Origin of the sequence: Flavobacterium sp. Root901, from assembly GCF_001429765.1 — a bacterium.
Lineage (GTDB): Bacteria > Bacteroidota > Bacteroidia > Flavobacteriales > Flavobacteriaceae > Flavobacterium.
Window position 1 is genome coordinate 81457 of record NZ_LMJB01000005.1, and the last position, 12851, is coordinate 94307.

General features: G+C 34.2%; 10 protein-coding genes. 2 read left to right on the forward strand and 8 right to left on the reverse strand.

Annotation, left to right across the window (positions count from 1 at the left end):
• Position 1 precedes the first annotated feature (1 nt).
• Positions 2-322 carry an MmcQ/YjbR family DNA-binding protein gene (locus tag ASE21_RS04115; RefSeq protein WP_057121299.1) on the reverse strand — a complete coding sequence of 107 codons (321 nt, stop codon included), beginning with the start codon at positions 320-322 and terminating at the stop codon, positions 2-4.
• 64 nt (positions 323-386) lie between these two features.
• Complete coding sequence (locus ASE21_RS04120) at positions 387-1106, reverse strand: NUDIX hydrolase (RefSeq protein ID WP_128414655.1); 720 nt, start codon at positions 1104-1106, stop codon at positions 387-389.
• Positions 1107-1417: 311 nt separating this feature from the next.
• Here ASE21_RS04120 and ASE21_RS04125 point away from each other — a divergent pair, with 311 nt between their 5' ends.
• Both ASE21_RS04125 and ASE21_RS04130 read left to right on the forward strand, forming a co-directional pair.
• On the forward strand, positions 1418-1675 hold the full coding sequence (locus ASE21_RS04125; RefSeq protein WP_057121300.1) for a hypothetical protein: 258 nt from the start codon (positions 1418-1420) through the stop codon (positions 1673-1675).
• Between the two features lie 145 nt (positions 1676-1820).
• The gene (locus ASE21_RS04130; protein ID WP_057121301.1) at positions 1821-3842 is read left to right on the forward strand and encodes a hypothetical protein; all 2022 of its coding nucleotides are present in this window, start codon (positions 1821-1823) and stop codon (positions 3840-3842) included.
• 67 nt (positions 3843-3909) lie between these two features.
• Here the strand turns inward: ASE21_RS04130 and ASE21_RS04135 are convergent, their stop codons facing one another.
• From ASE21_RS04135 to ASE21_RS04160, 6 genes are all read right to left on the reverse strand, one after another.
• On the reverse strand, positions 3910-6135 hold the full coding sequence (locus ASE21_RS04135; RefSeq protein WP_057121302.1) for a glycoside hydrolase family 3 N-terminal domain-containing protein: 2226 nt from the start codon (positions 6133-6135) through the stop codon (positions 3910-3912).
• Between the two features lie 14 nt (positions 6136-6149).
• Positions 6150-7577 carry a glycoside hydrolase family 30 protein gene (locus ASE21_RS04140; protein ID WP_057121303.1) on the reverse strand — a complete coding sequence of 476 codons (1428 nt, stop codon included), beginning with the start codon at positions 7575-7577 and terminating at the stop codon, positions 6150-6152.
• Between the two features lie 2 nt (positions 7578-7579).
• On the reverse strand, positions 7580-8419 hold the full coding sequence (locus ASE21_RS04145; RefSeq protein WP_057121304.1) for an endonuclease/exonuclease/phosphatase family protein: 840 nt from the start codon (positions 8417-8419) through the stop codon (positions 7580-7582).
• Positions 8420-8491: 72 nt separating this feature from the next.
• On the reverse strand, positions 8492-9574 hold the full coding sequence (locus tag ASE21_RS04150) for a glycoside hydrolase family 16 protein (protein WP_057121305.1): 1083 nt from the start codon (positions 9572-9574) through the stop codon (positions 8492-8494).
• A gap of 6 nt (positions 9575-9580) precedes the next feature.
• The gene (locus tag ASE21_RS04155) at positions 9581-11338 is read right to left on the reverse strand and encodes a cellulase family glycosylhydrolase (protein ID WP_057121306.1); all 1758 of its coding nucleotides are present in this window, start codon (positions 11336-11338) and stop codon (positions 9581-9583) included.
• A gap of 27 nt (positions 11339-11365) precedes the next feature.
• On the reverse strand, positions 11366-12838 hold the full coding sequence (locus tag ASE21_RS04160; RefSeq protein ID WP_057121307.1) for a glycoside hydrolase family 30 protein: 1473 nt from the start codon (positions 12836-12838) through the stop codon (positions 11366-11368).
• Positions 12839-12851 lie beyond the last annotated feature (13 nt).

Genomic DNA, 12851 nt, shown 5'->3' on the forward strand with positions numbered 1-12851 from the left:
TTTATTTCTTTTTTGCTGCTGCATTATTGTAAGATAGAAGCAAAGCATCTTTAAGCATATCTGATGGAACTTTGGCCAGATCTACAATAGTCCAGCCTTGTTTGCCCCACTTATTTGGAACGGGATAAAAAATCATTTCGCTTGATGCACAGAAAACCGACTGTTCAATTTCACTGAGTTTTAAAACACTTTGATTATTTTTCACATCAATTGTGGCAAATATTTTTTTCTTTATTCTAAAGGAAATTTTATCAAAATGCGGCACTTCTTCTGCATCCGCAAATGCCAAGGCTAGTTTTCGAAATGTGTCTATACTTACCATAATTTATTTTTTAAATTATGAAATTGGTTACCAGCCTTGATTTAATCCATTTTTTAAAACTTCATCATATTTTTTTTTTGTCAAAAGAATATAAGTTTGGGGCCTTGTGCGCGACATTATTTTTCTTTTCGTCAAGCTTAGTCAGAATTCCAATGTTGGTTATTTTCCGCATAAAATTTCTTCTGTCCAGTTTTTTGTCCAGAATTGTTTCATATAATTTTTGAAGTTCCGGCATTGTAAATTTTTCCGGAAGTAAATTATAACCAACCGGCATCAAATTTAATTCAGTTCTTAATGTATCTAAAGCTTTATCCAGGATTTCTTTGTGATCCAGAATGAGTTCAGGAACTTCTTTATGGTCTATCCATTCTATTATTTCACCTGAAGTTATTGGGTTAGGAACAATTTTCAAAAAGTCTACCAAAGCATAATAACCAATTGTTACAAAACGCTGCGTGAGCCATTTTCCTTTTTCAGGATCTATTTCTAAGTATTTTAAAACTTCAGCACCAAAATGATTATCGTTTCTTTTGATTTTTCCGAAGGTTGCAAACTGTCTTAAAAAAACGCCCTCAACACCTGTTCTCTCATTTAAAATTGTAACGGCAGCCGTGTCAATATCCTGATTTATGGGAATAAATCCGCCAGGCAAAGACCATTTTTCGCTATGCGGAACTTTAATCAAAAGCACTTTTAACTGATTATCATGAAACCCAAAAATAACACAGTCTATGGAAAGTCCCGGTTGGAAATTTTCATTATTTTCTATAATAAATTTCAGCATTTGAGTTTTTGATTTATCCAACCTTACATTTAATTTAAACCTGCAATTTACTTTATTTTTTAAAAATTGCAGCATTTTTATAAACTGCTCGTCTTTTTTGATATTTATAAGAATAAAAAGAAAAGTGTGTAAATCACAATTTTAGTTAAAATTACAAAATGATTTAAAAAAAATAAGTACATTGCGTCATAATAACACATTTAAACATCAAATTGTTAAAATTAAAATTTTAATACAGAAAAAGATTACAATTTTATAGTTTTGTAATTTCTTTCAAAAAAAATATTAATTAGAAATTAATATAAAAGAATATGGTTGTCAATCCGTTAAAAAATATCAATAAAAAAATTAGAGCCAAAATCTGGACTTCTTTCGGATTTGTATCTAAAACCTATCTTTTGGAAGCTTCATTGAAGTATAGCGAAGAACAGGAAAAAATTTTCAATCAAATGATTGTTGAAACCGAAGCAAAAGATAAAAAAGCAAAACGTGAAGCTTTTGAAAAAGCTTTATGCGCATCTTACAAAGGTATTGGCGCTATGGACTTTATCCATACTGTTTTGAAATAATTTCATTCTTTATAATGATCATATAAAGAACTTCACATTTAGTGAAGTTTTTTTTTACCATAAATTTCACAATTTTATTGGTTAAAATAGTTCATTATTAATTAATTTTAGCGATTTAAACGTAAGAATAAACATGTAAAAATATATGGAAAATACAATAGAATCAGAAAATTATAAAATTCAAAAACCAGAAAACTGGGCATCCATAATTACTGATAATGAACTAATTGAATACATTCAGGAATCTGATTTTGCAAATAAACAAATTGAAGAAGGGCGGGATTTCTGTTTTTTTTTAGATAAAATCTATTACACGAGTGATGTCGAAAACAGCGAATATGCATGTGTCGCATATACACTCAATGAGCCTTCAAATTTAGAAAGTGCCTCTGTAAAAGACATTATTGTTGAAGAAAATGAGACTTTTATCATACATAGAATCAGCGTGCTTAGAGATGGTGTTTTAATTGATAAAATACCTGACACAAAAATTAAAGTACTGGACAATGAAAATCAAAGTGAAGGCGGCGTTTTAAACAGTACTAAAAAAATAAATATTACTATAAAAGATTTACGTCTTTACGATATTTTAGTTACAGAAGATTCAAGAGTAAAAGTTTTTTCTGACCGCGATTTTCTTAGAAAAGAATATTTAAAATACGTTTATGTAACTCCAAGTACTTACTGGGCTTACGGAAATTATAAATTTTCTTTTATCAATGACAGAAAAGCTCCAATTGCTTACAAAAAAACATTTTACAGAGATGAGAATGCAAACGTTTTGGATCCGGAAATTGGAATCTTGAAAAAAGGCGAAAGACTGGTAATCGAAAAAGAAAATTACATCAATTCTTTTGATGTAAACAGAGAAATTGCGCCTTATATAGATTTTGCAACAGACAGCAACTGGACTGATTTATCAAATTATATTTCTCCCTTGTATGAAGAAATTTACAGTAAATCTTCATTAAAAGAATTTGCTCCTAAACTGGCAGAAAAACTGGATGCTATTTCAGATAAGGATGAACAGCTGCAATACGCTATAGATTATGTGCAAAATCATATATACTATATTTTTAATGCCGATGAAATGAATGGCCATAAACCGCAGGAGCCTTCTATAACCTACGAAAACAAACAGGGAGACTGCAAAGCTAAATCTGTTTTACTTAAAGTAGTTTTAGATTATCTAAACATTGATTCTTCTGTTATTTTGGTCAACTTCAATTCAGATCATTATATTAAACATTATCTGCCTTCGCTTCTTACTTTTAATCATGTTATCGTAAAAATAAATTATAAAGACGAAACCTATTTTATAGATGCTACAGCAAGAGATGAATTTGGACTGATTGAAAATCGCGGTTTTATTTACTTTATGCATTATCTGGAAGTAAAACCTAACCAGCAGTTACAAATTAAAAAACCTTACAGATTCTCCTATTACGGTATTAACGAAAAAGTAGATTTTAACACGCAAAACAATAAAGGGCAGCTAAAACTTACGACTACCTACAAAGGTAACAGAGCCAATTACATGCGTAAATATTTTAAGAATACGAACAAACGAGAAATAATTGACAGCTGGAATAATTTCCTGTTTTATACCTTAAATTATTCCAGTGACCGAAACGGAACTGATATAAGAACTATTTTTAATGACGCCGCAATTGAGATTGTAAGTGATGATAAAAAGCTAAACGAATTTACGATTCAATATAGTGCTGCTATAGAAAATCCGTATTTTACAGATCCTCAGAACAACCGTTTCTTAATGTATTTTGACAGAAATGTAGTGAAAAATAATGCGCGTGATTTTATACATGCCGATATTCCGTTCTGGCATAATTTTGACAATGAAAAATACGAAATCAATCTTCACACTGATCAAACAATAGATACTCAGGAAAAATTTACGGTTCAGGAAAGTACAATCAATAATCCATATTTTGATTTTACTAGCCGTAAAAAAGTAACTAAAAATGGAGCTTCAATATTTGTAGATTTTAAACCTTTGGTAAATTTAGAGATCCCGGCAGAAGATTTTGAGAAATTCAGAACAGATCACCATATTATCGCCGACAGTAATTTTGGTATTGGCATTGATATTATTGAAGATGGTTTTCTAAACAAACTGAAATTCAATTTAAAAAAACACTTTAGATAAAAATCTATTTTTGTTATATAAAAAAAGCGGAGTTTACAGCTCCGCTTTTTCATTTTTAATTCTCTTATTATTGCACTAATTCAAAATCAGATTTTAATTTAATATCAGCAGATGAAGTTCCGATCATTACTTCGAAATCTCCCGGCTCTGCATTCCATTCCAATTTATCATTATAAAAAGAAAGTTTTTCTTTGTCGATCGTAAACTCAATAGTTTTAGATTCTCCCGCATTTAATTTCACTTTTTGGAAATCCCTTAGTTCTAAAACAGGTCTTACAACAGAACCAAATTTATCTTTCAGGTATAACTGTGCTACTTCTTCTCCGGCAGCTTTTCCAGTATTTGTTAATTGAAAAGATACTTTGATCGTTTCATTGCTTTTGATTTTTGTCGAAGATAATTTCAAATCAGAATAACCGAATTTTGTATAACTCAAACCGTAACCAAATGGAAATTTTGGTGTCGTTGGCAAATCAATATAAGCCGATTTGTAAATTTTATTTTCATTTACAGAAGGTCTTCCTGTACTGAAATGATTGTAATAAATTGGGATTTGTCCCACTTCTCTTGGAAAAGTCATAGGCAGTTTTCCGGACGGATTGTAATCTCCAAACAAAACATCTGCAATAGCATTTCCTGCTTCAGTACCTAACCACCAAGTGTATAAAACCGCCGGAGCATTGTCTGCTGTCCAGTTAAAAATAAGCGGACGTCCTGCATTTACTAAAACAACAACAGGTTTTCCTGTAGCCTGAATTGCTTTTACCAAATCTTCCTGAACTCCGGGAATATGAAGATCGCTTCGGCTTTTTGCCTCTCCGCTCATATCATGTCTTTCTCCGATACTCAAAATAACAACATCAGCTTGTTTGGCAGTTGCAACTGCTTCAGCAAAGCCGTCTTTATTATCTCCTTCAATATCACATCCTTTTGCGTAAAGCAATTTTGTGTTTTTACCTACTTTATTTTGTAAACCATCCCACTGCGAAACGACCCATTTGCTATAATCAACATCCGGAAGTTCAACAGACCAGAATCCCATGTTGGCTTTGTATTCTTTTACCATTGGCCCGATAAAAGCAATAGTTTTCAGGTTTTTAGAAAGTGGTAATGTTTCATTTTCATTTTTCAATAAAACGATACTTTTTTGCGCTACTTCACGTGCGGCTTTTCTGTTTGCAGGGTCGTTTAAAACTTTTTCAGCTCTTTTTTCGTCTGAATACCTGTAAGGATCTTCAAACAATCCTAATTCAAATTTCTTGCGAAGAATACGTTTTACGGCATCATCAACTAAATCAATAGATACTTTACCTTCTTTTATCAAGGCGGCTAAGTTGTAACGGTACGCATTACTTTCCATATCCATATCACTTCCGGCAGTAATTGCAGAATAAGCAGCAGCTTTAAGGTCTTTCGAATATCCGTGAGCGACCATTTCGCCAATAGAACCCCAGTCAGAAACTACGAATCCCTGAAAGTTCCATTTTCCTTTCAAAATATCACGCTGTAAATGAGCATTTCCCGTTGCAGGAATTCCGTTTAAATCATTAAATGAATTCATAAATGTTGCAGCTCCGGCATCTAAAGCAGCTTTAAATGGAGGAAGATACGTTTCAAACAACATTCTTTCGCTCATGTCAACTGAATTATAATCTCTTCCGCCTGTAGCAGCACCATACGCAGCAAAGTGCTTTACGCAGGCCATAACAGAATTTAAATCTCCCAGTTTATTTCCCTGAAATCCTTTTACTCTTGCATAGGCGATTTTTGAACCCAGATAAGTATCTTCTCCTGCACCTTCCATCACTCTTCCCCAACGCGGATCACGTCCAATATCTACCATTGGAGCAAAAGTCCAGTGAATACCGCTTGCCGCAGCTTCTGTAGCAGCAACTCTTGCCGCCATTTCAATTGCCGGCAAATCCCAGCTAGCAGCTTCTGCCAGCGGAATTGGAAATGTTGTTTTATATCCGTGAATAACATCCTGACCAAATAACAACGGAATTTTAAGACGCGACTGCATAGCCAGCTCCTGATATTGTCTGGTATATTTTGTTCCGATGATATTCAGCATCGAACCAATTAAACCTTGTTTGATTTCTGTTTGTTTGTTAGGATTAATTGTAATGGGTCCCGTTGCCTGATTATCACCTGTGTATTGATTAAGCTGGCCAATTTTTTCTTCCAGTGTCATTTTCTTCAACAGATCGTTCACTTTTTGATCTATTGTCTGCTGTTGTGCCATCGCAAGAAGCGAAGCCATCAACAATGCAAATGTGGTTATTTTTTTCATGAATTTGATTTTGGTTACCAAACGTAAGTTGCTACTGCGCCAGCGTTTAGTATCGTTGAAGTTTGTTTTTGATTGTATTTGATATTGAATGTTTCTGCTGAAGTTCCATCGTTTTCTACAATTAAAACGATTTGTCCTGATGGTGTTTTGAAAGCTGCATTATATAAATTTCCCGCAACATTACTTCCAATTCTCACAGATCCTGGCGGAACAAATTTCGAAGCGTGGCCAATAATGTAATAACCAACTTCACGCTTAATATTTTGATTTTGATCAATCATTAATGCTCCTTTACAAGTTGAACATCCGCCTGGGGTAAAGGGTTTATAATATTCATCATTTGCCAATCCCCACGAAAGTGCATTTTTACTCCAGTTACGCATGGAACCAATTACAACATTTTTAACACTCCATTTTAAATCAGATTCAAAACTGCTTCCTGATCCTGTATATTGTTCTGTAAAGTATAAATCTTTATTTGGATACGCATCGTGAACTTTTGACAACGCACTAATATCTCCTTCATATAAATGAAATGCAGAACCTGTTACATAAGGATTGGCTTTTGCATCTTTTAAAATTGTCAAAGGATATTCTGGTTTGTTACAATTGTGATCGTAAACTATAATTTTGGTTTTGATTTTGGCTTTCGCGAAAGCGGGACCTAAATGATTTCCAATAAAATCTGCCTGCTGTTCTGCAGTCATGTACATACTTGGGTTATTCCCTGGGTGCAAAGGTTCGTTTTGAGGCGTAATTGCATCAATAACAATTCCATTAGACTTCATTGCCTGAATATATTTTACAAAATATTCAGCGTAAACTCCATAATATTTTGGCTGTAAACTTCCTCCTTTTGAGCTTCCGTTGTCTTTCATCCAAACTGGCGGCGACCACGGCGAACCCATAATTTTTATATTAGGATTAATGGCTAAAATTTCTTTTAAAACTGGCACAACATCATTTAAATCAGGGCCAAGATTAAAGTGTTCCAGTTTTAAATCTGTCTGGCCTTCCGGCATATCATCATACGAAAAAACTTTTTCATTCAAATCTGAAGCTCCAATACTAATACGCAGGTAACTTAACCCAATTGCATCATTTTTTCTGGAAAACAATTCCTGAAGCAATGCTTCTCTTTTTGCTTTATCCAGTTTTAAAATCGCCTGAGCGCTTCCTCCTGTAAGAGAAAATCCAAAACCTTCTATGGTTTGAAATTTTTCTGACGGATTTACTTCAATAGTCTGGTTTGAATTCGTCGATGTACTAAAAGCCAAATCATCTTGTTTTTTAAGTTTTGAAGATTCGTCAGTAGTTGTAATCCACGATTCTACTTTTCCGGAATTAGCCGAAGCTGTTCCTTTTGAAGATCCGCATTTTATCTGCATTGCAATTAGAGGCAGCAAAAGCAGGATTTGAAGTTTTTTGTTAATGTTTTTCATTTTTAATCTATTTCTATTAAAACAGGTAAATGATCTGACGGATATTTTAAATCTTTAGAATCACTTAAAACTGCATGTTTTTGAATTGTAAGTTTGCTGTTTTTTGAAACAAAAATATAATCCAGTAATAACGTAACCGGTTCATTATGTTTAAAATCGTTAAATGTACCTGATGGCCCAAAAGGTTTTTCTTTTGAAACTTCTTTGGTATCATCCATTACTTTTTTTATTTCTGCAATCTGCGGCGTATTGGGCTCAGAATTGAAATCTCCCATTAAAAATACCGGATATTGCTTTGTATTGAGCTCACTTATTTTTTTCAAAACCAGCTGTACTCCTTTTACTCTTGCCTCTTCTCCCATATGGTCAAGATGCAGATTAAAAATCCAAAATGTTTTTTTAGTTTTTAAATCTGTAAAAAGTCCATACGTACAAACTCTGTTGCAAGCTGCATCCCAGCCTCTTGAAACCACATTTGGTGTTTCTGAAAGCCAGAATGTATTGGAATTCTGCACCTTAAAACGATCTTTTTTATAATAAATCGTACAAGCTTCTCCGGTTCCTCCTTCTTCTCTTCCTACTCCAAATTTGTTATAATTTGGCAAAGCCGATGCAATATCAATTACCTGATTTGGTGTTGCTTCCTGAACTCCAAAAATTTCCGGACTATAAAATTGTATTTGAGAAGTAAAATAATCTTTTCGTTTCGGCCATGCATTTTCTCCATCTGAAGCAACATCAAGACGAATGTTGTAGGTCATGATTTTTAGATTCTGACCATAAAACGAAACACATACAAAAAGTAATAATACTGCTAAAATAAATTTATTTGTCTTTTTCATAATTTTAAAAATTTAATCTGTAAAGCTAATGTTTCCGAAGCCTTAAAGAGAAAAAGTAATTTAAAAGTTATGTTAATTATATACTCTTACGTAATCGACTTCAAAAGTTGCACTTGTGAAATTTGGATCTACTGCTCCTCCAAAATTTCCTCCCATTGCTAAATTCAAAATCAGGAAGAAGTTTTGATTAAACGGAGTAGAAGCTGAATTCACATAAGTGTAAAATAAATTGTCATCTACATAAAACTTGATACTTTCAGCACTCCACTCTGCTGCGTAAATATGAAATTCTGTTGCTGAATTTGGAACTGTTACTGTTTTAGTATCAGGTGTATTTCCTGAACGTCCCGGTGAGTGCAGTGAAGAATGATTCACATCCGGATTATTTCCAACTGATTCCAGGATATCTACTTCTCCGCATAACGGCCATCCTGCAGTATCAATATTATCGCCCAGCATCCAGAAAGCCGGCCATGTCCCGCCGCCAACAGGTAATTTTGCACGAACTTCGGCGCGACCGTATTTAAATGAAAATTTGCCTTTTGTAAGCATTCGTGTAGATGTATAATGGCTTCCCATATACTCTTCTTTAATTGCTTTAATCTTCAGGGTTCCATTTGAAATAATTACGTTTTCAGGTCGGGTTGTGTAATATTCTAATTCGTTATTTCCCCAGCCGTCTCCTGTTCCTGTATTGTAACCCCATTTTGAAGTGTTTGGAGCACCATCTACATCAAACTCATCTGACCAGAGTACTTTTCTGGCAACATAAATATTTATAGAAGATGTTGAACTAATAAATTGTCCCGAAGCACTGTAAGCAGAAACAATAATAGAATACGTTTTTGTTCCCGAAGCTGTAAATGTATAAGTGAAATCACCGTTTGTGATTTCTTTAAGCTGATTGTCTACTAAAACTTTATAAGAAATTGCATTTGCTGCATTAATCTTAAGGTTTATTTTACCACTTCCGTCTCCATTAGGATTGGCGGCAGTTTTACCCACAACTTCTACCTGAACAGAAAGATTGGAAGGCGCAGCATTACCTGCAGTGTCATCTGAACTGTCATTTCCGCTGCTGCAAGACTGGAAAATAAACAGTAAAATAAAGGTTATAATTCCTGATTTATCCATTATATTTTTAATTTTTTTCATCTTTTGTTATTTTTTTGAAACACCCTTTTTACTATCAACAAAATCTAAATAATTCAAATTGAATCCTCCTTTATCAAAAACCACTTTTATCTTATTTTCTCCTGCATTTAATTCTACGTCAGATAAAATAATCGTTTCCCATTTTTCGTTTCCGCCAGTTGACGGCAGCGTTATTGTTTTTGATTTTGCACCATTTGCAGTTTCAAAATGAATTTGCCCTTCTGCACTTTCGCTGGAGTAGCGAATTGCAACATTGTATTTATTCTGTTTTTTTACCTGAGTTGTAAATAAAAGCCATTCACCATCTTCGATAAATGAAACCTGATAACCTTTTGATCCGGCATCATTACAAGGCAGAATATCAACGCCGTCATTACGCATTGTATTTCCTTTATTCCATTGATCAAAATTTCCTGTCGCCACTCTGTAATTCACAAAATCTTTATCAGAATAAGCAAATCCGTTTGTTCCTAAATCATATTCAACAGCCGAAATTTTTCCGGGAATTAAATGTTTTTTATACGATTTAGTGTCATTTGTCTGCACTTGTCTGAACATAGCGTCGATTACATCGGGCTTAACTGTAACGTTTTGCATTTTGTAATTGTCTGCCATTTTCATTAAAGTTTTTTTAGAAAACTCTGCTGATGGTTTTTGACCGCCTTCTTTCCAGTACTTTAGTAAAACATCATATTCAGGAATTTTAGTTACTGAAGTTACGCCTGCAATATTTTCGATTTTTTTCATCGGCCAAAATGCCCAGCCAATGTTATTGGTTTCTACTAAAGTCAAGGCATCTTTAAACCAAACGTTTGAGTTTTCGCCGCTTTCTCCTAACCAGATCGGAACATTGTATTGAGTTCTGTAATCCAGCATTTTCTGGATAGAGGCCTGATCGTTGTAGTTCCAGTATTTATGAAAACTCAACGCCATGTTATCATCCCACAAAGGAAAAATTCCATTATAATTATTTCCCCAGCAATTGCCTTCAATGATAACTAGATGGTTTGTGTCTACTTCACGTATTGCTTTTGTAACAGAAACCATTAAGTCTCTTAAAGGTCCGTTTGAATTTTCATCACAGCCGTTTTTATTTGATCCGGTAAAATTCCAGTTTGGTTCGTTAATAATGTCGTAACCTCCAATCCATTGACTGTCTCTGTAACGGGAAGCCAGTTTTTTCCACAAAGCGATCATTTTTTTCTGATTGGCCTCGCTTTGCCACAATGAAGGTTTTGTGGTGTCATAATCAGAAATTGCGGCATCATTTCCTTGTCCGCCCGGTGCTGCATGCAAATCTAAAATTAAATAGATTTTATTTGCCGCACACCATTTCAATAAATTATCAGTCATGATGAAACCCTCTTCTCTCCAGGTGATTTCTCCATTTTTTTCTTCTTCGGCTGGCGGTGTATATAAGTTATAATGCATTGGAAGACGAATCGAATTGAATCCCCATTTTGCTAAAGAATCGATATCGCGTTTTGTAATTCCGTTTGCCTTATATGCTGCATAAAATTCTTTAGTGTCTTTTTCTCCAATAACATCCTGAATTTTTTGTTTAATTTGATATTGCGGACTAGCAAAAGGCTGTGTTTGTAACATATAACCTTCTTGCACCATCCATCCGCCAAGACCAAGACCTCTTAGGATTATGTTATTTCCGTTTCCATCAACAATTTTTTGTCCCTCTCTGTGCAAAAACCCCTGCCCGAAAACTGTAATTGAAAACAAAAGCTGCAATGCTATTATTGTCTTTTTCATCTGAAAATCAATTAATTCTCTTTATTTTTATTTCCAGGTATAAGTTCCAACAGAGCCTGCATCTAATGAAGTTGTAACCCATTTATCATTGAACTTAATATTGAAGATTTCAGCCGCAGATCCGTCATTTTCAACAATTAAAACTTTTGACCCGGAAGGAGTTATAAAAGCAACGTTTTGTATGTTCCCGCTTGAATTACTTGCAATTCTAACAGATCCGGCCGGAACAAATTTTGAGGCGTGTGCAATTATATAGTACGCTACATTGCGCTGAAAACTTTCTGTTGATGTTACAGTCAATGCGCCTTTGCACATTGAACATCCACCATTTGTATGAGGCTGAAAAGCCCCGTCATTAGCTAAATTCCATTCTAATGCATTTTTACTGTAATTTCTCATAGAACCAATAACAACATTTCTCACGTGCCATTTTAAATCTCCTCCAAAATCTCCTGCCGAAGAAGTCCATTGTTCTGTGAAATACACATTTTTTGTTGGATAAGAATTGTAAACATTTGAAAGTGCGCTGATATCACCTGCATATAAATGAAAAGCAGATCCGTCTACGAAAGGAAATGCATCGGCGTCTGCCAAAATTGCTTTTGGATAATTTGGGTTATCACAGTTATGGTCGTAAGCAATTATTTTTACACTAAGGTTTGCTGCTTTAAGAGCCGGTCCTAAATTGTTTTTTATAAAGTTAGCCTGTTCTGCTGCCGACATGTACATACTTGGATTATTTCCGTCATGTAAAGGTTCGTTTTGAGGTGTCACGGCATCAATTGTAATTCCTTCAGCTTTCATTTGCTGAATGTATTTTACAAAATATTTAGCGTAAACATCATAATATTGAGTTTGTAGTTTCCCGCCAATAAAGTTGTCTTTGTCTTTCATCCAAAGTGGTGCAGACCAAGGCGTTGCCAAAATTAAAATTTTTGGGTTTATTGCAAGGATTTCTTTTAAAAGTGCAATTACTCCGGCTTTATCTTTAGCTAAACTAAATTTGGCCAAACTTAAATCTGTTTCTCCCGCTGCAAGATCATCATAAGTAAAAGGCTCCGCATTTAAATCTGATGCACCAATACTGATTCTTAGGTAACTAATTCCAATTGAATTGGCTCCCGTACCAAATAATTCCTGTAAAAGAGCGCTTTTCTTAGCTGCGGTTAATTTATTAATTACATCTGCACTTCCACCAGTTAGTGTATATCCAAAACCATCAACCGTTTGATATTTTTGCGCGGCATTAACTTCAATATTAGTATAGTTATTAACCGTTGTCCCAAATCCTAATATTCCCGATTGCTTTCCTAATAATATGCTTTGATCTCCTTTTGTTAACCAAAAATCGACATCGTTCGTTACTACAACTGGAGGGTTTACAACCGGTGGATTTACTACAGGATCAACAGCATCATTTGAAGTAGAGCATTTTACCTGAGAAAAAACTGCCGCTGAAAAGAACAGTATTTTTATAGTTTTTTTAAAATTTAGTTTCATTTTTGATAGTTTT

Excerpts from the sequence above, each read along its gene's own strand:
- ASE21_RS04115 (WP_057121299.1), bottom strand. The coding sequence starts at position 322 with ATGGTAAGTATAGACACATTTCGAAAACTAGCCTTGGCATTTGCGGAT.
- ASE21_RS04120 (WP_128414655.1), bottom strand. The coding sequence starts at position 1,106 with ATGCTGAAATTTATTATAGAAAATAATGAAAATTTCCAACCGGGACTT.
- ASE21_RS04125 (WP_057121300.1), top strand. The coding sequence starts at position 1,418 with ATGGTTGTCAATCCGTTAAAAAATATCAATAAAAAAATTAGAGCCAAA.
- ASE21_RS04130 (WP_057121301.1), top strand. The coding sequence starts at position 1,821 with ATGGAAAATACAATAGAATCAGAAAATTATAAAATTCAAAAACCAGAA.
- ASE21_RS04135 (WP_057121302.1), bottom strand. The coding sequence starts at position 6,135 with ATGAAAAAAATAACCACATTTGCATTGTTGATGGCTTCGCTTCTTGCG.
- ASE21_RS04140 (WP_057121303.1), bottom strand. The coding sequence starts at position 7,577 with ATGAAAAACATTAACAAAAAACTTCAAATCCTGCTTTTGCTGCCTCTA.
- ASE21_RS04145 (WP_057121304.1), bottom strand. The coding sequence starts at position 8,419 with ATGAAAAAGACAAATAAATTTATTTTAGCAGTATTATTACTTTTTGTA.
- ASE21_RS04150 (WP_057121305.1), bottom strand. The coding sequence starts at position 9,574 with ATGAAAAAAATTAAAAATATAATGGATAAATCAGGAATTATAACCTTT.
- ASE21_RS04155 (WP_057121306.1), bottom strand. The coding sequence starts at position 11,338 with ATGAAAAAGACAATAATAGCATTGCAGCTTTTGTTTTCAATTACAGTT.
- ASE21_RS04160 (WP_057121307.1), bottom strand. The coding sequence starts at position 12,838 with ATGAAACTAAATTTTAAAAAAACTATAAAAATACTGTTCTTTTCAGCG.